Genomic DNA, 23,590 nt, shown 5'->3' with positions numbered 1-23,590 from the left:
CTGCACACTGATCTGCTACCGCAGACTCACCAAATGAGACGACCTCTTAGGCGAACACTTGTCGAGGACGCCAGGTAGGCGGTTAGGCACTGCAGCACCGCACCCTGAGGGTGGGGTGGGCCCGCCGGGCAACACCAGCCCAAAGCAAGGGACGGTGGGGGTGCGGCCTCGCCCCGCGGGCTTTGGAGGATGCTGGAAGGCGTGACGAGGATGGAACTACAGCGTGAGGTCTGCGGCTATGACCGGGAGTCCGAGTGGCTCGCCTGGAGGACGCCGATCGGCGAGGAGTCTGCGCGTTCCCTTGCCCGATTCCTGGATCTCGGCGACGACCACGAGATGGTGTTCTGCTACGACCTGACCGGTCGCGCCCTGGGAGAGGCCGCGCGGCTGGCGGGCTTCGAGATCCGGTCCGACCTCGACTACACCTTGGAGGCGTCCGCACCGGACGGCTGATGGCCGGGGCGGAGGAGCGGCCCGCTCCCCTGGTGTCCGGCCGTCGGGCGGGCCACCGCTCCCGGTCGTGTCCGCTGGAGTGGTGGAGCTTTGGGCCGCGTCCTTGTGGGCGGTGCGACCGCTGCGGCGTGACCGGCGGCCCCGCCCCGGGTGCGCGCCCCCTCCTCGTTGTTGATCTCGGGAAAGTCGGGGTAATACTCGCCGGTATTACCCCGACTTTCCCGAGATCAACGGGGGTGTCGATGCGGGCGGCAGGCAGTGCCCCCGGAGGCCGCCGGGGCCCGCAGAGTCCCACCACGCCAGCGGACACGACCAGGAGCGCTGCGTCGCACCGGGGGGGTGGGGGCCCGCCGAGCAACACCGGCCCGAAGCGGCGGACGGTGGGGACAGGGCCGTGACCACCGAACTCGGTGGAACGACCACCTACTGAGGTCACCGCTGGGTCCGTGGGGGCTCCGTCGTCCTGCGATCGGTCCGCCGGGGAGCGGGTCGGTGATCGATAGTGGTGGTATCACCGCTTCAGGCCGCCGATAGTGGTGATTTCGCCACGCACGATGGCCGTTCCGCCCTTCACGCACCCGGTACGCGACATGCCGGGAGCGGCACGGCCCCGGCACCCGCCACGGACGCGGGCGACCGTCCGCCCCCTGGGCGCGCCGCCCGCCCGGACCGCGAGGGACCCGCGGCCCGGCAAGCAGGCCCGGGGAACCGCCCCGCTCTGGCCGTCGCCGCCGACGACAGCGGCCACGCACACACCGACCGCCCGACAGCGCCACCGGAAGTGCCATCGACCTCGTTCGTCGGTGAGGAGTGCGGCACCGCGCCATGGGGGCGGGGCGGGCCCGCCGAGCAGCATTGGCCCGAAGCAACGGACGGTGGGGATGGCGGCCCCGGCCCCGAGGGCCGGGACCACCGCTCCTCCTACTCCCCGTGGCCCTGGCGCATGAGGCCGTACCTCACGGCCTGTTCCAGGGCGGTCCACGAGGCGTCGATGACGTTCTCGCCGACGCCGACGGTGGTCCACTCGCCGCGGCCGTCGCCGAAGGTGACCAGGATCCGCGTCACCGCGCCGGTGCCGCCGCCTTCCAGGATGCGGACCTTGTAGTCCACCAGCCGCAGCGCCGCCAGCTCGGGGAACACCCCCTCCATCGCCTGGCGCAGCGCCCGGTCCAGGGCGTTGACCGGGCCGTTGCCCTCGGCGGTGGCGATCACCCGCTCGCCCTTGACGTGCAGCTTCACGGTGGCCTCGCTGACCGCCGTCCCGTCGGGGCGGCGCTCGGTGATGACCCGCCACGATTCGGCGGCGAAGAGCTCCGGGGCCTGCCCGAGCTCTTCTCGCAGGAGGAGTTCGAGGGAGGCGTCGGCGGCCTCGAAGCTGTACCCGCGGGTCTCCATCTCCTTGATCCGCTCGACCGCGCGCGCCGCCGGCGCCCGGTCGCCGCCCAGGTCCACGCCCAGCTCCTCGGCCTTGAGCTCGATGGAGGCGCGCCCCGCCATGTCGGACACCAGCATCCGCATGACGTTGCCGACCAGCTCCGGGTCGGTGTGCTGGTACAGGTCCGGGTCGACCTTGATGGCCGAGGCGTGCAGCCCCGCCTTGTGCGCGAACGCCGACACCCCCACGTAGGGCTGGTGGGTGGCCGGGGCGATGTTGACCAGCTCGGCGATGGCCGTGGAGACCCGGGAGGCCTCGGCCAGGCGCCCCTCGGGCAGCACCTTCCGCCCGTGCTTGAGCTCCAGCGCCGCGACCACCGAGAACAGGTCGGCGTTGCCCACGCGCTCCCCGTACCCGTTGGCGGTGCACTGGACGTGGGTCGCCCCCGCGTCCACCGCGGCCAGGGTGTTGGCGACCGCGCACCCGGTGTCGTCCTGGGCGTGGATGCCCAGCCGCGCCCCGGTCCCCTCCAGGACCCGCTCCACGGTCCGGCCGACGCCGGCGGGCAGCATCCCGCCGTTGGTGTCGCACAGCACCGCCGCGTCGGCCCCGGCCTCGGCGACGGTGCGCACCGCCTCCAGGGCGTAGGCGGGGTCGTAGAGGTAGCCGTCGAAGAAGTGCTCCAGGTCCACGAAGACCCGGCGCCCCTCGGCCCTCAGGTGGGCCACCGTGTCGGCGATCATCGCCAGGTTCTCCTCCGGCGTGGTGCGCAGCGCGCGCTCCACGTGCCGGACGTCGCTCTTGGCCACCAGCGTCACCACGGGAGCACCCGAGTCGCGCAGTGCGGCGACCTGTGGGTCGTCCGCCGCCTCGGCCCCCGGCCGGCGGGTCGCGCCGAACGCGGTGAGCCGCGCGTGCTCCAGGTCGAGCTCTTGTGAAGCCCTCCGGAAGAACTCGGTGTCCTTGGGGTTGGCCCCCGGCCAGCCGCCCTCGATGAAGCCCACGCCGAAGGTGTCGAGCAGCCGCGCGATGGCGAGCTTGTCGGCGACGGTCAGTGCGATCCCCTCGCGCTGGGCCCCGTCGCGCAGTGTCGTGTCGAAGACGTGGAAGCTCTCGTCTGGCATCGGTGGTACTCCCGAGTCGGATGCTGCCCGTGGTGCCGGAGCCCGCCCGCGCGCCGCCAATAAAAAAGACCCCTCGTGGACACGAGAGGTCGGCGCGCCGGCGGGGTCCGCTTTCAGCCGGCGCGCCTCACGATAATGATCACCTGAGACGGCACGCGGCCAGTCTGCCACAGCGTCCCCGCAGAAGCGGAGTTCACGGCGGAATCGTCTCACGATTCGGGACGGAGATTTCTGGATCCGGACGTGCGCGGGCCGTTCGGCGGGCACGTCGGCGCGCGTCGGAGGCGTGCCGCCCCGGCGGGAGCAGGGCCGGGGCACGGTCACCGCCGGGGTCTCAGGCCTTGGGGAAGGTGCGGATCCACCCGTGGGTGTCGGGCCGCTTGCCGTACTGCAGGGCCACCAGCTCCTCGCGCAGGCGCATGGTCACCGGGCCCGGCTCGCCGGTGCCGACGGTGAAGGCGCCCTGGGCGCTCTTGACGTGGCCGACGGGCGTGATGACCGCGGCGGTGCCGCAGGCGAAGACCTCGGTGATCTCCCCGCTGACCGCGCCCTGGCGCCACTCCTCGGTGGAGATGCGGCCCTCCTCGGCGGGCACGCCCAGCTCGGGCGCGAGCTTGAGCAGCGAGTCGCGGGTGATGCCGGGCAGCAGCGTGCCGGTGAGCCCGGGGGTGAGGATGCGGGCGTCCTCGCCGGAGCCGAAGACGAAGAACAGGTTCATCCCGCCCATCTCCTCGACCCAGCGGTGCTCCACCGCGTCGAGCCAGACGCACTGGTCGCAGCCCTGCTCGACCGCCTGGCGCTGGGCCAGGAAGCTGGCGGCGTAGTTGCCGGCGAACTTGGCCTCACCGGTGCCGCCCGGGGCGGCGCGGGTGTAGTCCTCGCTCAGCCACACGGTCACCGGCCGGACGCCGCCGCTGAAGTAGGGGCCCGAGGGCGAGGCGATCAGCCCGAACAGGTAGCTGGACGAGGGCCCGTTGACGCCGAGGCCGACCTCGGTGGCGATCATGTAGGGACGCAGGTAGAGGCTGGCGTCCTGCTGCGTGGGGATCCAGTCCCCGTCGTGTTCGAGCAGCAGCTCGATGGAGCGGACGAACAGCTCCTCGGGCAGCTCGGGCATGGCCATGCGCCGGGCGCTGCGGTTCATCCGCTCGGCGTTGGCCTCGGGCCGGAAGCACGCGGCGGTGCCGTCCGGGTGCCGGTAGGCCTTGAGCCCTTCGAAGATCTCCTGCGCGTAGTGCAGGGCCTTGGTGGCCGGGTCGAGCACGAGGGGCCCATAGGGCTCCAGCTTCGCGTCGTGCCACCCCTTCCCCTCGGTGTAGCGGATGGTCACCATGTGGTCGGTGAACACATTGCCGAACCCGGGGTCGTCCAGCAGCGCTGCTCGCTCCTGCGGGGTCCTCCGCTGGGACGAGGGCCGGACGTCGAACGTCAACCCGCTTGTGGTGGTGCCGTTGCTCATGGGTCTCTCAGGTCCTCTCACCTACGTCGGTCCGGCAGCGCTGCCGGTCCGGGTTCCAGTCTGACGGAAGCGGCGCGTCCGCTGCCAGTGCCCGGCGGGCGGGCGACGGCGGCGGCCCCGGGCGCGCCGTAGGAGAGGGCACCTGGGAGGAGGGCTCCCGGTCCGGCCGCCCGGCCTGGTGGGGGTGCAGGGCCGAACCGGGAGGGGGTGTCGCGGTTCAGTCCTGCCCGGCTACTCGGCGGACCAGGTCGTCGCCGATCTGTGCGGTGGAGCGCGCACTCTGCTCCTTGGCGCGCACCTGCAGGTCCTCGGCGACCGCGGCCTCGACCCGCCGGGCGGCGGCGGGCAGGCCGAGGTGCTCCAGCATCAGCGCGACCGAGAGCACCGTGGCGGTCGGGTCGGCCTTGCCCTGCCCCGCGATGTCCGGGGCGGACCCGTGGACCGGCTCGAACATGCTGGGGAAGGCGCCGACGGGGTTGACGTTGCCGCTGGCGGCCAGCCCGATGCCGCCGGTGATCGCGGCGCCGATGTCGGTGATGATGTCGCCGAACAGGTTGTCGGTGACGATCACGTCGAACCGCTCGGGCTGGTTCACGAAGAACATGGCCGCCGCGTCCACGTGGCAGTAGTCGACCGCCACCTGCGGGTACTCGGCCCCCACCTCGCGCACGGCGCGCTGCCACAGGTCGCCGGCGTAGGTGAGCACGTTGTCCTTGTGCACCAGGGTGAGCGTGCGGCGGGGCCGCTCGGCGGCCTTGGCGAAGGCGTAGCGCACCACCCGCTCCACGCCCATCCGGGTGTTGACGCTGTCCTGGGTGGCGATCTCGTCCGGGGTGCCCTTGCGCAGCACCCCGCCCATCCCGGCGTAGGGCCCCTCGGTGCCCTCGCGGACGACGAGCATGTCGATGTCCTCGGGGGCCCGGTCGGCCAGCGGGGTGGACACGCCCGGGTAGAGCCGCACCGGGCGCAGGTTGACGTAGTGGGCGAAGGCGAAGCGCAGCCGCAGCAGCAGGCCGCGCTCGAGCACCCCGCTGGGCACCGAGGGGTCGCCCACGGCGCCCAGCAGGATCGCATCGTGCCCGCGCAGCCGGGCCTCCACCTCGTCGGTGAGGGTCTCGCCGGACGCGTGCCAGCGGCGGGCCCCCAGGTCGTACTCGGTGGTCCCCACGTCCAGGTCGTCCCCGGCGGCGGCCGAGAGCACCTTCAGCCCCTCGGCGACGACCTCCGGGCCGATCCCGTCGCCGGGGATGACGGCCAGATCAACGGTGCGCGCAGCCATACAGCCAGCCCTGCCTATCGAATCGGTGCGATCCCGGCATCTCACATACCGAGACCGGCGTTACGTCCTCTGAGACAACTCTAGCGCCCCTCGGGCGTCCCGTTGTCCCTGCGCTCGAAGGCGTCCTGGAGGGCGCGGGCGGCCTCTTCGCGGTCCTCGGCGGGGGTGTCGGCGGTGTCGTACATGGCGGTCCTCCTCGTCCGCGCCCGCACAGGGGCGCGCTACGGCGGTGCAGAACAGATGCAGTGCAGAAAGGTGAGGAGACGCGTGTGTGCACACGTGGAGAGCGCGCGGTGGTCCGGCCCTGCGGAAGTGGTCCTGCGGGGCTCCGGCCGGCCCGGGCCCGAGTTGCGGGCGGGGGCGGCGGGGCGCGCGGCCGCGGCGCGGAGTCGCGCCGACGGGATTATTCGGACGACAGAATATCGGATGTCCGATCTTCTCTCCAGGGCCCCCGGGGAGAAGTGCGGAAAAGACGGCGGCGGCCGCCCGGTCCACCGGGCGGCCGCCGTTCGCGCGTGCGGAGGGGGTCAGTCCTCCAGGTCCACCTGGCGGGTGGTCTCGGCGCGGATCTCGGTGGAGATCGCCTCCAGCGTCGGGCCCGGGATGGCCGAGTCGACGGTGAGGATGATCAGCGCCGTGCCGCCCTGGGTGTCCCGGCTGACCTGCATGCCGGCGATGTTCACCGAGGACTCGCCCAGCAGCGCGCCCACGGTGCCCACGATGCCCGGGCGGTCGTCGTAGGACAGGAAGGCCATGTGGTCGCTGAGCGCGATCTCCATGCTGTAGCCGTTGACCTCGACGAGCTTCTCGGTCTGCCGCGGCCCGGTCAGGGTGCCCGACACCGATACCCGGCGGCCGTCGGAGAGCACCCCGCGCACCGTGATCAGGTTCCGCCAGTCGGCGTCCCCCTCCCCCGTGCGCAGGTTGACCTCCACCCCCCGCTCCTTGGCCAGCAGCGGGGCGTTGACGAAGGTCACCGCCTCCTCGACGACGCCGCCGAACACGCCCTTGAGCGCGGCCAGCTCGACCACCTTGACGTCGTGCGCGGCGATCTCCCCGCGCACCTCCACGTCGATCCGGGTGGCCAGGCTCTCGGCCAGGGAGGTGAAGATGCGCCCCAGCTTCTCGGCCAGCGGCAGCCCCGGCTTGACCTCCTCGGCCACCGCGCCGCCCTGCACGTTCACCGCGTCGGGCACGAACTCCCCGGCCAGCGCGAGCTTGACCGAGCGCACCACCTGGGTGCCGGCCTTCTCCTGGGCCTCGTGGGTGCTGGCGCCCAGGTGCGGGGCGACCACCACGTTCTCGAACTCGAACAGCGGGCTGTCGGTGCACGGCTCGCTGGCCCACACGTCGATGCCGGCGCCGGCCACCCGCCCCTCCTTGATGGCGCGGTACAGGGCGTCCTCGTCGAGGATGCCGCCGCGGGCGGCGTTGATGACCCGCACGCTCGGCTTGACCTTGTGCAGGGCCTCGTCGCCGATCAGGCCCAGGGTGTCCTTGCTCTTGGGCAGGTGGACGGTGATGAAGTCCGAGCGCTGCAGCAGCTCGTCCAGGCTCACCATCTCCACGCCCATCTGCGCGGCGCGGGCCGGCTGCACGAAGGGGTCGTAGGCGATGAGCTTGGTGCCGAAGGCCGCCAGGCGCTGGGCCACCAGGGCGCCGATGCGCCCGAGGCCGACCACGCCCACCGTCTTGTCGTAGACCTCCACACCGGTGTACTTCGACCGCTTCCACTCCCCGTTGACCAGGGCGTTGTGCGCGGGGGCGGTGTTGCGGGCGCTGGCCAGCAGCAGGTTCACGGCCTGCTCGGCGGCGCTGATGATGTTGGAGGTGGGGGCGTTGACGACCAGGACGCCGGCCTTGGTGGCGGCGTCGACGTCGACGTTGTCCAGACCCACCCCGGCGCGGGCGACGACCTTGAGCTTCGGGGCGGCCGCGAGCGCCTCGGCGTCGACCTGGGTGGCGCTCCGCACGATCAGGGCGTCCACGTCGGCGAGGGCAGGAAGCAGCTGGGAGCGGTCGGCGCCGGTGGTGTGGCGGACCTCGAAGTCCCCCTCCAGGAGAGCGAGTCCGGCGGGCGAGAGTTCTTCCGCGACGAGTACGGAGGGCTTGGGCACAGCGTGATCCTTATGTGGGTTGCCAGTCGGTCTCTGTCGGGTGCGTCGGCCGTGAAAAGTCTAGTCCGGCAGTCGGGATCGCGGGCGGGGAGGGCGAGGGTTGTGATCCTTCCCCCGCATGCGCGGGGCGGACGGCGCGCGCACGCGCCGTCCGCCCGCCGCCGGCCCCCGGCAGGACGCGACCGGGCCCGGCCTCAGCCCTTGAGCCAGCTCATCAGCGGGCGCAGCTCGGCGCCGACCTTCTCGATCGGCTCGTTCTGCTCGGCCTCGCGCCGCTTGAGGAAGTTGGGCCGCCCGGCGTCGAACTCGGCGACCAGCTCCTGGGCGTAGGTGCCGTCCTGCACCTCGGCCAGGATGCGCCGCATCTCCTCGCGGGTCTGCTCGGTGATCACCCGCGGGCCGCGGGTGTAGCCGCCGTACTCGGCGTTGTCCGAGACCGACCAGTTCATCTTGGAGATCCCGCCCTCGTAGAGCAGGTCGACGATCAGCTTGACCTCGTGCAGGCACTCGAAGTAGGCCACCTCCGGCTGGTAGCCGGCCTCGGTCAGGGTGGCGAAGCCGGCCTTGATCAGCTCGGCCAGGCCGCCGCAGAGCACGACCTGCTCGCCGAACAGGTCGGTCTCGGTCTCCTCGGGGAAGGTGGTCTTCAGCGCGCCGGCGCGGGTTCCGCCGATGCCCTTGGCGTAGGACAGCGCCAGCTCCCAGGCCGAGCCGGAGGCGTCCTGCTCGACCGCGACCAGCACCGGCACGCCGCGCCCTTCCTCGAACTGGCGGCGCACCAGGTGGCCCGGGCCCTTGGGAGCGACCATGGCCACGTCCACGTCGGCCGGCGGCTCGATCAGGCCGTAGCGGATGCTGAAGCCGTGGCCGAAGAAGAGCGCGTCGCCCGCGTTCAGGTTGGGCGCGATCTCCTCGGCGTACAGGTCGCGGTGGATGTGGTCGGGCACCAGGACCATGATCAGGTCGGCCTCGCGGGTGGCCTCGGCGGGGGTGAGCACCCGCAGGCCCTCCTCCTCGGCCTTGGCGCGGCTCTTGGAGCCCTCGGCCAGGCCGATGCGCACGTCCACCCCGGAGTCGCGCAGCGACAGCGCGTGCGCGTGGCCCTGGCTGCCGTAGCCGATCACGGCGACCTTGCGCCCCTGGACCGTGCTCAGGTCGGCGTCGTCGTCGTAGTACATCTGTGCTGCCACGTCGGAGTGCTCCTTGCTCGTGTTTCTTCTCGTCTTGTCCGCCGCCCGCCGCTCGTCCGCCGGGGCGCGGCGCGGGCTCAGGCGCTGCGCTCCACCGGGCGCAGCGAGCGGTCCGTGATCGACCGGGGGCCGCGGCCGAGCGCGACCAGGCCCGACTTGACCAGTTCCTTGATCCCGTAGGGCTCCAGGTTGCGGATCAGCGCATCGAGCTTCTCGGGTTTGCCGGTGGCCTCGATGACGACGACGTCGGTGGAGACGTCGACGATGTTCGCGCGGAAGAGCTCGGCGGTCTGGACCACGTGGGGGCGGCTGGAGGCGTCGGCCTTGACCTTGGCCATCAGCAGTTCCCTGCGGACCGATGCGTCGTTGTCCATCTCGACGATCTTGATGACGTTCACGAGCTTGTTGAGCTGCTTGGTCACCTGCTCCAAGGGGTGGCGGTCGCAGTTGACCACGATCGTCATGCGGGACAGTCCCTCGTACTCGGTGGTGCTGACGCTGAGGGAGTGGATGTTGAAGCCGCGGCGCGAGAACAGCGCCGAGGCGCGGGCGAGGATGCCCGGGGTGTCCTCGACGAGGACGGAGAGCGTGTGCTGGCTCATGGGTGGCTGGCCTTTCTGCTCGTCGCTTCTCTTAGTCCTCGTCAGTCCTCATCGCCCCAGTCCGGCGCCATGTCGCGCGCGTACTGGATGTTGTCGTTGCTGACGCCCGGGCCGACCATGGGCCAGACCATCGCGTCGTGGTGGACCGTGAAGTCGACCACGACGGGGGCGTCGTCGACGGCCATCGCCTTCTCGATCGTGGCGTCGACGTCCTCGGGCCGCTCGCACCGCAGTCCGACACAACCGTACGCCTCGGCCAGCCGCACGAAGTCCGGGATGCGGACCTTCTCCTCCTCTTCGGGCGGGGAGGTCTGCAGGTTGGTGTTGGAGTAGCGGCCCTCGTAGAACAGGGTCTGCCACTGGCGGACCATGCCCAGGTTGCCGTTGTTGACCACCGCGACCTTGATCGGGATGCCTTCGATGGCGCAGGTGGCCAGCTCCTGGTTGGTCATCTGGAAGCAGCCGTCGCCGTCGACCGCCCACACGGTGCGGTCCGGCTCGGCGACCTTGGCGCCCAGCGCCGCCGGGACCGAGAAGCCCATGGTGCCCAGGCCCCCGGAGTTGAGGAAGGCGCCGGGGCGCTCGTGCCCGATGAACTGGGCGGCCCACATCTGGTGCTGGCCGACGCCGGCGACGTAGGTGGACTCGGGGCCGGCGATCTCGCCCAGCCGGCGGATGACGTGCTGGGGGGACAGCCCGCCCTCCTCGGCCGGCTCGTAGCCCAGCGGGTACTCCTCGCGCAGCCGGTTCAGCTGGGCCCACCAGGACTCGTAGTCGCCGCGGCGGCCCTCGGACTGGTCCTTGCGCACCGCCACGACCAGGTCGGCCAGGACCTCGCGGCAGTCGCCGACGATGGGCACGTCGGCGTGGCGGTTCTTGGAGATCTCGGCCGGGTCGATGTCGGCGTGCACGATGGCCGCGTCCTTGGCGAAGCTGTCCAGGCGGCCGGTGACCCGGTCGTCGAAGCGCGCGCCCAGGGCGACGACCAGGTCGGCCCGCTGCAGGGCGCCGACCGCCGGGACGGTGCCGTGCATGCCCGGCATGCCCAGGTGCTGGGGGTGGGAGTCGGGGAAGACGCCGCGCGCCATCAGGGTGGTGACCACCGGGACGCCGGTCAGCTCGGCCAGCACCCGCAGCTCCTGGTGGGCGCCGGCGCGCAGCACCCCGCCGCCGACGTAGAGCACCGGGCGGCGGGCCTGGGCGATCAGCCGGGCGGCCTCGCGGACCTGCTTGCCGTGCGGCTTGGTGACCGGGCGGTAGCCGGGCATGTCCAGGCGCTCCGGCCAGGCGAAGTCGGCCTCGGTCTGCAGGGCGTCCTTGGCGATGTCCACCAGGACCGGGCCGGGGCGGCCGGTGGAGGCGATGTGGAAGGCCTCGGCGATGGTCCGGGGGATCTCCGCGGCGTCCTTGACCAGGAAGTTGTGCTTGGTGATCGGCATGGTGATGCCGCTGATGTCGGCCTCTTGGAAGGCGTCGGTGCCGATCATCGGGGTGGCCACCTGGCCGGTGATGGCGACCATGGGGACCGAGTCCATGTGCGCGTCGGCGATGGGGGTGACCAGGTTGGTGGCGCCCGGCCCGCTGGTGGCCATACAGACCCCGGGGCGGCCGGTGGCGTAGGCGTAGCCCTCGGCGGCGTGCCCGGCGCCCTGCTCGTGGCGCATCAGGATGTGCCGGACCTTCGGGGAGTCGTAGAGGGGGTCGTAGGCCGGGAGGATCGCCCCTCCGGGGATCCCGAACACCACGTCCACACCGGCGTGCTCCAGTGACCTGATCAGCGAACGTGCTCCGGTCATGCGCTCGGTCATCGAAAGATCCTTCGGTCGCGATCCTGGGGGTCCAGCCGTGGCAACAAAAAACCCTCCACCGCGGATGCGGTCGGAGGGAGGCGCGCAGCAACGTGGACTCGGTCAGCTGGCTGCGCGCCGACCAAGTACGAGAATGAGGGTGGTGTTGCTCTGCACGGTGTCAACCTTGGCGAACCCGGGGGCGGGCGTCAACCGATTCCCGACATCATCTCACCATGTGGGATGTGACGTGGCGCATACTCACCCGGCACCGGCCCTCGTTCGTCCGCCCTGACCTGGGAAGATACTCGCAGCCGGAAGCGGCCGCGCGCGGCCGGTCCACGATGCGGACGCCCCACCCGCCACACGCGCCGGTCAGGGCGCCCGGCGCGGTGCCGCCGGGCAGGGGCGGCCGGTCACATCGGGATGCCCGCCCCGCCGCCGACGAGCGCCTCCACGCCCTCGGCCGCCATCGGCCGGGCCACCAGGAACCCCTGGCCGTGCCCGCACCCCATGGAGCGCAGCTTCTCCAGCTGCTCGGGGCGCTCGATGCCCTCGGCCACCACCTGGACCCCCAGGTCCTGGCCGAGCCGCACGATGGTGTGGGTGAGCAGGGTGACGGTGCCGTCGGCCCCCAGGTCCCGGACGAAGGAGGGGTCGATCTTGATCTCGTCCACCCGCAGCTCGCGCAGGTGGGCCAGGGAGGCGTACCCCATCCCGAAGTCGTCGATGGCCAGCCGCACCCCCAGCCGGCGCAGCGCGGAGAGCCGCTCCACCGCCTCGCCGGGGTCCTCCAGCAGGACCTCCTCGTCGACCTCCAGCGTCAGCACCCGGGCCGGCAGGCCGCTGTCCTCCAGCGCCTGGGCCACCGTCTCCACGAAGCGCGCGGACAGGATCTGGCGCACCGACAGGTTCACGCTCAGGCCGATGTCCCACTCGGCGGCCCGCCACAGCGCCACCTTCTCGCACGCCTCCCGCAGCACCCAGGCGCCCAGCGGCACGATCAGGCCGGACTCCTCGGCCGCGCCGATGAACTCCTCGGGCAGCAGCAGCCGGTCGACCGGCTCGCCGTCGGCGTCCTCCTCGCGGCGGCGCCAGCGCACCAGCGCCTCCACCGCGGTGACCTGCGAGCTCTCCAGGTCCACCACCGGCTGGTACTCCAGGGTGAACTCGCGGTCGGCCAGGGCCTGGCGCAGCCGCGCCTGCAGCTCCAGCCGGCCCACCACCTGGGCGTGCATGTCGGCGGCGTAGACCTCCATGCGGCCGCCGCCCTGCTCCTTGGCGCGGGCCAGCGCCATGTCGGCGTTGCGCATCAGCTCGCCGGCGTCCATCCCGGACTCGGCGAAGGCCACCCCCGCGCAGGCGGTGAGCACCACCTCGCGGTCGGCCACCTGGAACGGCTCGGCGGCGATCGCCCGGCCCAGCCGCTCGGCCAGGTCCACCACCCGCTGGGCGTGCGCGCCGCCCTCCACCAGCACCGCGAACTCGTCGCCGCCCCACCGGGCCAGGGTCACCCCGGCCACCGCGGCCGCGCGCAGCCGCCGCGCCGCCTGCGCCAGCAGGTAGTCGCCGAAGGTGTGCCCGGCCGAGTCGTTGACCGCGGTGAACCCGTCCAGGTCCAGGAAGATCGCGGCGATCTCCCCCGCGGGGGCCTGCTCCCGGCCGGGGTCGGCGGCCCGCTCCCGGCGGGCGATCATGTCCCGCGCCCGCTCCTCCAGGTAGGCCCGGTTGGGCAGCCCGGTGATGCCGTCGTGGAAGGTCAGGTGGTTGACCTGGTCCTCCAGGGCCACCTGGGCGCTGATGTCGCGGGTGGTCACCAGCAGCCGGTCCGGCTCGCCCGGCTGCTCGTACAGCGAGACGGTGGACTCGGTGTGCCGCCAGGTGCCGTCCCCGGCGCGCACCCGCAGCCGCAGGTGCACGCTGCCCGGGCCGCCGCCCCGCTCGAACAGCCGCACCGCCTCGGCGGTGCGCGGCAGGTCCTCGGGGTGCACGATCGCCGTCACCGGCTCGGCCACCAGGTCGTCCAGGGTGTAGCCGAAGGCCTCGGGGGCACCGGGGCTGACGTAGAACACCCCGCCGTCGCCCTCCAGGATGAGGATGACGTCGCCGCTGTTGCGCGCCAGCTCGTGGAAGTGGGCCTCGCGGGTGAGCAGCATCCGGTTCAGGGTGCCGTTCTCCTCCAGCAGCCCGGCCATGCGCACCAGCAGCACCAGCACCGCCGACCCGGCGGCCAGCGGCAGCACCGCGGCCACCCCGGGCACGTGCAGCGCCGCCGCGGTGAGCACCACCGCGGCCAGCCCCAGCGCGGCGATCGCGGCGATCTCCGGGGCGAAGCGGTACAGCCCGCGGCCGGTGATCCGGCGCGGGCGCGCCCCGGCCCGGTCCCGGATCAGCCAGGGCAGCGCGCCCAGCAGCGCGAAGCCCAGCAGCCGCACCGGGTACTCGATGCCCCCGGCCGGGGCGTCGCCGGTCAGCCGGGTGACCGCCCCGATCAGGTCGGCCCCGGCCACGATGACGAAGGCCGACATGGCGATCGCCACCGCCCGGCGGGTGCTGTGCGGGGAGGTGAAGGCCAGCGGCGCGATCAGGCACAGCACCGCGATGTCGGCCACCGGGTAGACCAGCGCGAAGCCCAGGTACTCCCCGCCCTCGCCCAGCTCGCTGTAGAGCGGTGCGAACAGCAGCAGCCAGACCACCGCGAACAGCGCGGCCGCCGCCACGTAGGAGTCGGTCAGGTGCCGGGTGACCGGCCGCAGGCCCTGCGGCAGCGGGGCCAGCCGGGTGAACCCCAGCGCGAACAGCGGCAGCGCCACCAGGCTGAACAGGTCGCCCAGGGTCAGCGAGACCGCCGGGCTGGTGGACAGCAGCCCGGTCACCGCCGAGGTGACGGCCCCGGCGCTCCAGGCCGCGGCGGCCAGCCCCAGGTAGCGCAGCGCGGCGGTGCCGTCGGCGCCGTCGGCCCCCATCGGGTCGTCGTCGGCCGTGGCGGCGCGGCGCCGGGCGCTGTAGAGCAGGGAGACCGCGGCCAGGCCGGCGGCCACCCCGGGGGGCCAGTGGCCCATCCGCTCGGTCAGGGTGATGCCCGGCGCGACCTGGACCAGCGTGCCCAGCGCGTACACCACGGTGAGCACCCAGGCCGCACCCAGCCAGATCCGCTGGTCGCCCTTGGCGACGGCCGTGTTCATGGGCACCCTTTTCGGTCGTTGGCGCAGAGCGTGCCGACTCCGCGGCACGGGGCGGCACGGGCCGGGAGCGTCCAGGCTAGTCACCCAAGGTCACGCTCGGGTTGAGGGACGGCACCGGGCCCTGCTCAGGCCGTGCCGACCCGCTCCAGGATGAGCTCGCGCGCACGGGCCGCGTCGGCCTGCCCCCGGGTCGCCTTCATCACGTCGCCGACCAGCTTGCCCGCGGCGGCGGCCTTGCCGCCGCGGATCTTCTCCACGATGTCGGGGTTGTCGGCGATCACCTGGTCGACCACCGCGCCCAGCGCGGAGTCGTCGCTGACCACCTTGAGGCCGCGGGCCTCCACGACCTCCTCCGGGGACCCCTCCCCGGCCAGCACGCCGTCCACGACCTGGCGTGCCAGCTTGTTGGTCAGCTCACCCGAGGAGACCAGCGCGCACACCCGGGCCACCTGCTCGGGGGTGATCGCCAGCGCGGACAGCTCGGTCTCGGACTCGGCGGCGCGCCGCGACAGCTCGTTGAGCCACCACTTGCGGGCGTCGTCGGGCGTGGCGCCCGCCGCCACCGTCGCCTCGACCAGGTCGATGGCGTCGGCGTTGACCAGGTCGCGCAGCTCCTCGTCGCTGAGGCTCCACTCGGCGCGCACCCGCGCGCGCTTGGCGGCCGGCAGCTCGGGCAGGGTGGCGCGCAGCTCCTCGACCCACTCGGCGCCCGGGGCGACCGGGACCAGGTCGGGGTCGGGGAAGTAGCGGTAGTCCTGCGCCTCCTCCTTGCTGCGGCCGGAGACCGAGGCGCCGGTGTTCTCCTGGAAGTGGCGGGTCTCCTGGACGATGCGGCCGCCGGCGTCGAGCACGCCGGCCTGGCGCTCGATCTCCGAGCGGACGGCGCGGTCGACCGAGCGCAGCGAGTTGACGTTCTTGGTCTCGGTGCGGGTGCCCCACTCCCGGGCGCCGACCGGGTTGACCGAGACGTTGACGTCGCAGCGCAGGGACCCCTCCTCCATGCGCACGTCGGAGATGCCCAGGGACCGGGCCAGCGCGCGCAGCTCGGCGACGTAGGCGCGGGCCACCTGCGGGGCCAGGTCGCCGGCGCCGGGGATCGGCTTGGTGACGATCTCCAGCAGCGGGATGCCGGCCCGGTTGTAGTCCACGTTGGAGTGGCTGGCGCCGTGGATCCGGCCGGTGGCACCGCCCACGTGGGTGCTCTTGCCGGTGTCCTCCTCCATGTGGACCCGCTCGATCTCCACCCGGAAGGTGCGCGGCCCCTCGGGCGTGTCGACCTCCACGTCGAGCGCGCCGTCGCTGCACAGCGGCTCGTCGTACTGGGAGATCTGGTAGTTCTTCGGCATGTCCGGGTAGAAGTAGTTCTTCCGGGCGAAGCGGCACCAGGAGGCGATCGAGCAGTCCAGCGCCAGGCCGAGCCGGATGGCGCTGGCCACCGCGGCCTCGTTGGCCACCGGCAGCGCGCCGGGCAGCGCCAGGCAGACCGGGCACACCTGGGTGTTGGGGTCGGCGCCGAAGGCGGTCGGGCAGGAGCAGAACATCTTCGAGGCGGTGCCCAGCTCGATGTGCACCTCCAGGCCCAGGACCGGCTCGTACCGCCGCAGGGCGTCCTCGTACGCCACCGGCGCCGCGTCCGCGGCAGTGCCGTTCGTTACCGCGCTGACCATCGCCGCACTACCCGTTTCCGTGCTCGTCGTCGTCACCCCCCGCACAGCGCCGGCCGCAAGGACCGCCTCCGCGGGGCCTATGAGAAGCCTACCGATGGCCGGGCACCGGCGATGACGGACCGCCGCACGCCCGGCGCGCGCCCGGCGCCAAATGTCACAGCCCGCGCACGATTCGGCACCCGCGCGCGGTTCCTCCTGGACGCGGGCGCCCCTGCGGTTACTCTGGCCGCGACCCGTCACCCGTCCGCCGAGGAGCCCGCCCCGCCGTGCCCCGCACCCTGTCCCGCACCCCGGTCCGCGTCCCGGCCCGCGCCGCCGCGGCGCTGCTCGGCGCCGCCGTGCTGGCCTGCGCCGGCGCACCGCCCGCCGCGGCCGCCCCGGACGGCACCGCCCGGGTGGAGCGTGAACAGACCCCGGGGGCGCAGGTGCACCTGGAGGACGGCGGGGAGGTGCCCACCGTGCTCTACAGCGTGCGGGTGGACGACTCGGCCTCGGTCGCCGCCTACGGCGCCGCCCTGGAGGGCGAGGCGGACCACTCGGCGGCCTACGTCGAGACCGGCTTCACCGCGCTGGAGGCGCCCGCGGACGCCGCCGGGCCGGTGGCCTGGGTGGTCGCCAACTCCTACCCCGCACGGCCGCTGGAGGAGCTGTCGGGCCCGGGCTCGGACGGGCTGAGCGAGGAGCAGGCGATCGCCGCCACCCAGGCGGCCGTGTGGCACTTCACCGACGGCGCGGACCTGGCCGGGCCCGGCGCGAGCGGCGGCAACGACGCCCGGGTGGAGCGCTACTACCGGCACCTGGTCACCGGGGCCCAGAGCGCGGCCCCCGCGCCCGCCCCGCCCACCCTGGACCTGGAGCCGCGGCGGATCGAGGGCGCCGACCCCGCGGCGCCGCTGGGGCCGCTGCGGGTGAGCACCACCAGCACCGGCCCGGTGCGGGTGGCGGTCAACGGCGCGCCCGGGGCCCGGCTGGCCGACGCCTCCGGCGCGACCGTCGCCGAGGTGGCCGAGGGCGACGAGTTCTACCTGCACGTGCCGCAGGAGCCGGGCGCCGGGGTGGCCACCGTGCACGCCCGCGCCTCCACCGCCGCGCTGCTGCCCGGGCGGGCGTTCGCCGGCCGGAACGGGGTGGCCACGCTGCCGGTGGTCGCCGCCGAGGAGGTGCCCACCGGATCCTCGGCCCAGGTCAAGGCCGACTGGGCGGCGACGGAGTCCCGGGCGCCCGGCGCGGGGACGCCCCCGCCGGAGTCCGCGCCGAGCCCGCAGGCGCCCGCCCGCGAGCAGGCCGGGGCGCCGGAGTCCCCCTCGCCTTCGGCGTCGGCGGCCTCCCCGGCGGCCCCGCCGCCCGCGGCCGAGGGGGCGCGCTCCACCGGGCCGCTGGCCTTCACCGGGACCTGGGCGGGGCAGCTGGTCGCCCTGGGGGCCGGGCTGCTGGGCGTCGGCGCCGCGGCGGTGCTGGCCGCGCGGCTGCTCCGGAGGCGCCGGTAGGCCCGGTTTCGGTCCCGTGGTTTCGGTCACTCTGGAGACGTGTCCGATTCAGGCCTCGTTCCCCTTGCGCTCCCCAGGTGAACGGGAAATATGCGACACTTCGGACGATTCACCAGAGAAATCCGCCCACCCTGTTGGAAGACCGGAATCGGGTCGCTAGGATCGGGCGGTGCGGAAGTGAAGAATTCGCCCCGCGGCCCCGAGACATCCCGCGGCTCAGGCGATCCCCGGCGCACCCGAGCAGAACCGCTCGGCGACCCTACGGGTGCGCGGCTTCCCCGGCCGCTTTCTCCCCCGTCCCCGCCCTTTTCGACCTGGGAGAACGCGGCGCCCCATTTTCCCCGATCCGACCGAACGGGACGCGATTTGATCACGACGATCCACCCCCACAGCACCCCCCGACGCGGCCGCCGCCTGGTCGCCGCCACGGCCGTGAGCGCCGCCGCCGCACTGGCCTTCGGCCTCACCTCGGCCCCGGCTCTGGCCGAGGGCGCCAAGGGGACCTACACCGGCAACGGCCCCGGCGGCGTCGCCGTCGAGACCACGCACGGCACGATCACGACCAACCTGTTCGAGCTGGAGCTGCAGGACAGCGACACCGTCCTGCAGACCTACTGCATCGACGCCGAGACCGCGATCCGCCCCGGCGCCGGCTACCAGGAGGACTCCTGGGACAGCTACCCGGGCAAGGGCGACACCGCCCAGGCCGGCAAGGTCCACTGGATCCTGCAGAACTCCTTCCCCACCGTCGGCATCGACGACCTCGTGGCGAACTCCGGTGTCGAGGGCCTGGACGAGGCCGACGCCGTCGCCGGCACCCAGGCCGCCATCTGGCACTTCAGCAACGGCACCAAGCTGAAGGAGGGCGGTGGGCACGGCGAGAAGGTCGACGCCCTCTACGAGTACCTGGTCACCGAGGCCAAGTCCCAGCCCCAGGTCCCCGAGCCCGAGGCCTCGCTGACCATCACCCCGGAGAGCGCCGAGGGCACCGCCGGGGAGGTCGTCGGCGAGTTCACCGTCGAGACCAGCGCCGACTCGGTCCCGCTGGTGCTGGACGCCGGCGGCGTCGAGGGGCTCCAGCTGGTCGACGCCGAGAGCGGCGAGCCGGTCGAGAGCGCCGCCGACGGCGACACCCTGGGCATCAAGGTCCCCGAGGACGCCGCCGCGGGCGAGGCCTCCTTCTCCGGCACGATCACGGCCACCGTCCAGGTCGGCCGCCTGTTCCGTGGCGCGGAGGGCGAGAAGGCCACCCAGACCCTGATCACCGCCGAGAACGGGTCCACCGAGGTCACCGCCGACGCCAAGGCCACCTGGACCGAGGGCGGCGGCGACGAGACCCCGCCGCCGGACGACGGCGACGAGGACGAGGACGAGAAGCCGTCCCCGAGCCCCACGCCGTCCACCCCCGACGAGGGCGGTGACGACGAGGACAAGGGCGACGACAAGCCGGCCCCCGAGGACGAGAACGAGGACCAGGGCGGCCTGCCGGTCACCGGTGGGGCGCTCTACGGCCTGATCGGCGCGGCCGTGGCCGCGGTCGCGGGCGGCGGCGCGGCGATCTACCTGAGCCGCAAGCGCCGGACCGCCTCCGAGGAGGTCTGAGGCGCCTAGGCGCCCCGGGCGTCTGCGCCGTCCCTGCGTGAGACGCCGGGCGTGAGACGCCGAAGGGGGCGGAGGGCCATCGGCCCTCCGCCCCCTTTCACGTGCCCGGCGTGCCGGGCGCTCCCCCGGGGTCAGACCGCGTAGGGGCTGCCGCTCAGGAAGTCGCTCCCGGACCTCTCGCGCAGCGCCGCCTCCACGGCCGCGCCCACCCGGTAGGCCCGGTCGTCGGCCAGCGCCGGAGCCATCACCTGCAGCCCCACCGGCAGCCCGTCCTCGGGCGCCAGCCCGCACGGCACCGACAGCGCCGCGTTGCCCGCCAGGTTGGTCGGGATGGTGCACAGGTCGGCCAGGTACATCGCCATCGGGTCGTCGGTCCGCTCCCCCAGCGGGAAGGCGGTGGTCGGCGCCGTGGGCGACACGAGCACGTCGACGCCCGCGAAGGCCGCCTCGAAGTCGCGCTTGATGAGCGTGCGCACCTGCTGCGCCGAGCCGTAGTAGGCGTCGTAGTAGCCGCTGGACAGCGCGTAGGTGCCCAGGATGATCCGGCGCTTGACCTCCGGCCCGAAGCCCTCGGCCCGGGTCAGCGCCATGACCTCCTCGGCGCTGCGGGTGCCGTCGTCGCCGGAGCGCAGTCCGTAGCGCATGGCGTCGAAGCGGGCCAGGTTGGACGAGCACTCGCTGGGCGCGATCAGGTAGTAGGCGGCCAGCGCGGTGTCGAAGCTGGGGCAGGACACCTCCACGACCTTGGCGCCCATCGACTCCAGCAGGTCCACGCTCTCCTGGAAGCGCTGCAGCACCCCCGGCTGGTAGCCCTCGCCGGAGAACTGCTTGACCACGCCCACCCGCAGGCCGGCCACGTCGGCGCGGCGGGCCGCCTCGGCCACGGCCGGGACCGGGGCGTCGATCGAGGTGGAGTCGTGCGGGTCGTGCCCGGAGAAGGCCTCGTGCAGCAGGGCCGCGTCCAGCACGTTGCGGGCGAAGGGCCCCGGGGTGTCCAGCGAGGAGGCGAAGGCGATCAGCCCGTACCGGGAGGAGCCGCCGTAGGTGGGCTTGGCGCCCACCAGGCCGCACACCGCCGCCGGCTGGCGGATCGACCCCCCGGTGTCGGTACCGGTGGCCAGCGGCGCCTCGAACGCGGCGACCGCCGCCGAGGAGCCGCCGGAGGAGCCGCCCGGCACCCGGGAGGTGTCCCAGGGGTTGCGGGTGGGCCCGAAGGCCGAGTTCTCCGTGGACGAGCCCATGGCGAACTCGTCCATGTTGGTCTTGCCCAGCACCACCAGCCCGGCCTCGCGCAGCCGCGCGGTGACCGTGGCGTCGTAGGGCGGGCGGTAGTCCTGCAGGATGCGGGAGGCGGCGGTGGTGGGCATGTCCGTGGTGGTGAACACGTCCTTGTGCGCCACCGGCACGCCGGCCAGCGGGCCCAGCTCCTCGCCGGCCGCGCGGCGGGCGTCCACCGCGCGGGCCTGGGCCAGGGTGGTCTCGCGGTCCACGTGCAGGAAGGCGTTGACCGAGCCCTCGACCGCCTCGATCCGGTCCAGGTAGGCCTGGGCCGCCTCTACCGCCGAGGCCTGCCCGGCGGCGATCGCCGAGCCCAGCTCGGCGGCGCTCATGCGGATCAGTTCGGTGCCCATCACTCCTCCTCCCCCAGGATCTGCGGGACGCGGAAGCGCTGGTCCTCCACGGCCGGCGCGGCGTCCAGGGCCTGGTCCGGGGTGAGGCCGGGCCGGGCCTCGTCGGGTCGGTAGACGTTGGCCAGCGGCAGGGCGTGCGAACTCGGCGGGATGTCGCCCTCGGCGGCCTGCTGGACCTTGGCCACCGCGGAGATGATCTCATCGAGCTGGGCGGCGAGGTGGTCGAGTTCGTCCTCGTTCAGCGCCAGCCGCGACAACCGGGCGAGGTGCGCGACCTCATCGCGGGTGATGGCGGACATGGGTTGCTTACCGTTCTCTTCTTGCAGTCAGGGCGCTTCAATCCTATGGCCGTCGGCGGGCTCTCGGCCCGCGTGCGCCACGGCGCCGTGCGCGCGCAGCCACGCGGCGGCCTCGGCGGCCTCCAGCGGCGGGGTGAAGAGCCGCCCCTGGGCGGCGTGGCAGCCCATCGCGCCCACGGCCTCGGCCACGCCCTCGGTCTCCACGCCCTCGGCCACCGCCCGCATCCCCAGGGTGCGGACCAGGTCGATGGCGGAGGCGACGATCACCCGCCCGTCGCCGTCCTCCTCCACCCGCCGCACGAACGAGCCGTCGATCTTGATCTCCTGCACCGGCAGGCCGTTGAGCCGGGCCAGGGTGAAGTAGCCGGTGCCGAAGTCGTCCAGGGACAGCGGCACGCCCAGGTCGGACAGGGCCAGGATGACCGGGGCGACCGCGTCGGCCTCGCTCACCATCACCCGCTCGCCGATCTCCAGGCGCAGCGCCTCGGGGGGCACCCCGTGCCGCCGCAGGCCCGCGGCGACCACGTCGGGCAGGGTGGGGTCGAGCAGCTCGCGGGCGGAGAGGTTGACCGCCACCGGCAGCGCCAGGCCCTCGGCCCGCCACCGGGCCACCTGGGACAGGGTCTGCTCCAGCACCTCGTGGGTGAAGCCGCGCATCAGGTAGGACTGCTCGATCAGCGGCACGAACTCGTGCGGCTCCAGCACGCCGCGCCGCGGGTGGCGCCAGCGCACCAGCGCCTCCAGGCCCACCGGCCGCCGCCCGGCCAGGTCGACGGTGGGCTGGTAGAACATCTCCAGCTCCTTCTCCACCAGGGCGCGGCGCAGCTCGCCGAAGAGGCTGAGCCGGGCGGTGGAGTTGCGGTCCTTGTGCGGGGCGTAGAGCTCCACCCCGGTGCGCTGCTCCTTGGCCACGTACATGGCCACGTCGGCGCGCTGCATGAGCAGCTCGAAGTCGGGGGCGTGGTTGGGGTAGAGCGCGATGCCGACGCTGGCCTCCAGGTCGAAGTCCATGCCGTCCAGGCGCACCGGCTCGGCCAGCGCCACCCGCAGCCGTGCCGCCACCTCGCGGGCCGAGGCGGCGTCGCGCACCTGGGGCAGCAGCACCGCGAACTCGTCCCCGCCCAGCCGGGCCACCAGGTCGCCGGGGCGCACGCTGTGCGTCAGGCGCAGCGCCACGGTCTGCAGCAGCCGGTCCCCGGTGGGGTGCCCCAGGGTGTCGTTGACCTCCTTGAACCGGTCCAGGTCGAGCAGGAGCAGGCCGATGCGGTGGTGGCGCTGGCGGGCCTCGCCCAGCGCCTGCTGGGTGCGCAGGATGAGCAGCTTTCGGTTGGCCAGCCCGGTCAGCTCGTCGTGGTTGGCCTGGTGCTCGCGCTTCACCGACAGGGTGGCGCTGGTGTAGAGCGCGGCCAGCGGGAAGGCGAACAGCGGCACCAGCCAGATGGAGTGCGTCATCGCCACCACGACCAGCGGCGCCAGGCTGAGCAGCACCGCGTTGACGAACAGGCGCTGGCCGATGTCCTTGCCCAGCACGCTGCTCAGCGGCGCCCGCTCGTGCATGGCCACCGCGCACTCGACCAGAACCAGGTTGGTGACGAAGTAGGCCGCCCCGGCCAGGGCCACCAGCAGCAGCTCGGGGCCGTCGGGCACCCAGGGCCCGGCCGCGGCCTGCGGGTGGAACAGCCGCATCACCGCGTCGGCCACCCCGAAGCTGAGCACGTACTGGGCCAGGTTGAAGGCGGTCCGGTGCGGGGCGTGCCGGCGGGCGATGCCGGCCGCCGCCGTGGCCACCGCCTGGACCAGGGCGGCGGCGGGCAGGCCGAAGAAGATCAGCAGCGCGAAGGAGAACGGCAGCGAGGTGGGCGCCCCGCTGGTGGCCGGGGCGTTGGGGGTGGCGATGGGCCGCAGCTCGCCGATGACCACCATGCACAGCACGACCCACACCAGCGGCTGGTCGGCCAGCGCCAGCAGGCCGGCCGGGCCGGTCCACAGCAGCGACCCGAGGAGGAGGCCGCACCCGGCCACCGTGGTGCCGGCCAGGTACAGCCACAGCGGCGTGCCGGCCCGCGGTCCCACGTCTCGGGTGTTGTTGGGATCCTTCATAGCGTCCTCGGGCAGTCGGGATGTGCGGCGGAGCGGAGGTCTCACCCCTTCCGGCCACCCCCTCGGTCAGATCCGGCCGGTCTCGTCCGGTGCGCGAGCCGCGCCTTCCAGGCACAGCTTACGACGCTTCATCACCAGCTGTCGCCGCACAAGGACTTTAGGTAAGCCTTGGAGGTTTGCGCCCGTTTTCCGTCGCGATGGGGCCGTGCTCCCCGGTACCGACCGCCGCGGCC

At 73.3% G+C, this 23,590-nt stretch carries 15 protein-coding genes; 3 read left to right on the top strand and 12 right to left on the bottom strand.

The window, feature by feature from the left end:
- Window positions 1-210 precede the first annotated feature (210 nt).
- Window positions 211-453 (top strand): DUF7683 domain-containing protein, encoded by a 243-nt coding sequence (locus tag C892_RS0126950; protein ID WP_239647552.1) that lies wholly within the window; start codon window positions 211-213, stop codon window positions 451-453.
- Window positions 454-1,374: 921 nt separating this feature from the next.
- On the opposite strand, the gene cimA is transcribed toward C892_RS0126950, so the two are convergent.
- The 9 genes from cimA to gatB all read right to left on the bottom strand — a co-directional run bounded on the left by cimA (window position 1,375) and on the right by gatB (window position 16,193).
- Window positions 1,375-2,952 carry a citramalate synthase gene (gene cimA, locus C892_RS0126945; RefSeq protein WP_017559748.1) on the bottom strand — a complete coding sequence of 526 codons (1,578 nt, stop codon included), beginning with the start codon at window positions 2,950-2,952 and terminating at the stop codon, window positions 1,375-1,377.
- A 334-nt stretch (window positions 2,953-3,286) separates the two neighbouring features.
- The gene (locus C892_RS0126940) at window positions 3,287-4,411 is read right to left on the bottom strand and encodes a branched-chain amino acid aminotransferase (protein ID WP_017537178.1); all 1,125 of its coding nucleotides are present in this window, start codon (window positions 4,409-4,411) and stop codon (window positions 3,287-3,289) included.
- 217 nt (window positions 4,412-4,628) lie between these two features.
- Window positions 4,629-5,690 (bottom strand): 3-isopropylmalate dehydrogenase, encoded by a 1,062-nt coding sequence (locus C892_RS0126935; RefSeq protein ID WP_017559747.1) that lies wholly within the window; start codon window positions 5,688-5,690, stop codon window positions 4,629-4,631.
- 527 nt (window positions 5,691-6,217) lie between these two features.
- Window positions 6,218-7,807, bottom strand: a complete 1,590-nt coding sequence (gene serA / locus C892_RS0126925; protein WP_017559746.1) for a phosphoglycerate dehydrogenase — start codon at window positions 7,805-7,807, stop codon at window positions 6,218-6,220.
- Window positions 7,808-8,001: 194 nt separating this feature from the next.
- A complete protein-coding gene (gene ilvC, locus C892_RS0126920; protein ID WP_275041838.1) occupies window positions 8,002-9,078 on the bottom strand; it encodes a ketol-acid reductoisomerase in 1,077 nt (358 codons plus the stop codon).
- Complete coding sequence (ilvN, locus tag C892_RS0126915) at window positions 9,075-9,599, bottom strand: acetolactate synthase small subunit (RefSeq protein WP_017537183.1); 525 nt, start codon at window positions 9,597-9,599, stop codon at window positions 9,075-9,077. Before ilvN ends, ilvC begins: the two co-directional genes overlap by 4 nt.
- 41 nt (window positions 9,600-9,640) lie before the next feature.
- Window positions 9,641-11,407, bottom strand: coding sequence for an acetolactate synthase large subunit (locus C892_RS0126910; RefSeq protein WP_017537184.1), 1,767 nt, complete (start codon window positions 11,405-11,407; stop codon window positions 9,641-9,643).
- 395 nt (window positions 11,408-11,802) lie between these two features.
- Entirely contained in the window at window positions 11,803-14,571 is a 2,769-nt protein-coding gene (locus C892_RS0126905) for a putative bifunctional diguanylate cyclase/phosphodiesterase (RefSeq protein WP_017559744.1), read from the bottom strand.
- A gap of 125 nt (window positions 14,572-14,696) precedes the next feature.
- A complete protein-coding gene (gene gatB, locus C892_RS0126900) occupies window positions 14,697-16,193 on the bottom strand; it encodes an Asp-tRNA(Asn)/Glu-tRNA(Gln) amidotransferase subunit GatB (protein WP_026124667.1) in 1,497 nt (498 codons plus the stop codon).
- A 311-nt stretch (window positions 16,194-16,504) separates the two neighbouring features.
- On the opposite strand from gatB, the gene C892_RS0126895 reads away from it, so the two are divergent.
- Together C892_RS0126895 and C892_RS0126890 are read left to right on the top strand one after the other, a co-directional pair.
- Entirely contained in the window at window positions 16,505-17,725 is a 1,221-nt protein-coding gene (locus C892_RS0126895) for a thioester domain-containing protein (RefSeq protein ID WP_017559743.1), read from the top strand.
- 366 nt (window positions 17,726-18,091) lie between these two features.
- Window positions 18,092-19,327, top strand: coding sequence for a thioester domain-containing protein (locus C892_RS0126890; RefSeq protein WP_017559742.1), 1,236 nt, complete (start codon window positions 18,092-18,094; stop codon window positions 19,325-19,327).
- A gap of 131 nt (window positions 19,328-19,458) precedes the next feature.
- Here C892_RS0126890 and gatA read toward each other — a convergent pair whose 3' ends face one another.
- From gatA to C892_RS0126875, 3 genes are read right to left on the bottom strand one after another with little or no spacing between them, the layout of a single operon-like run.
- Window positions 19,459-20,958, bottom strand: coding sequence for an Asp-tRNA(Asn)/Glu-tRNA(Gln) amidotransferase subunit GatA (gene gatA / locus C892_RS0126885; protein WP_017559741.1), 1,500 nt, complete (start codon window positions 20,956-20,958; stop codon window positions 19,459-19,461).
- A complete protein-coding gene (gene gatC, locus C892_RS0126880; protein ID WP_017537189.1) occupies window positions 20,958-21,257 on the bottom strand; it encodes an Asp-tRNA(Asn)/Glu-tRNA(Gln) amidotransferase subunit GatC in 300 nt (99 codons plus the stop codon). The genes gatA and gatC overlap by 1 nt, the downstream gene beginning before the upstream one ends.
- A 27-nt stretch (window positions 21,258-21,284) precedes the next feature.
- Window positions 21,285-23,357 (bottom strand): putative bifunctional diguanylate cyclase/phosphodiesterase, encoded by a 2,073-nt coding sequence (locus C892_RS0126875; RefSeq protein WP_017559740.1) that lies wholly within the window; start codon window positions 23,355-23,357, stop codon window positions 21,285-21,287.
- Between the last annotated feature and the right edge of the window lie 233 nt (window positions 23,358-23,590).

The sequence above is a fragment of the Nocardiopsis baichengensis YIM 90130 genome (genome assembly GCF_000341205.1).
GTDB lineage: Bacteria > Actinomycetota > Actinomycetes > Streptosporangiales > Streptosporangiaceae > Nocardiopsis_A > Nocardiopsis_A halophila.
Note: the sequence above shows the minus strand (reverse complement) of the source record. Positions and strands in the feature narration are given on the sequence as shown.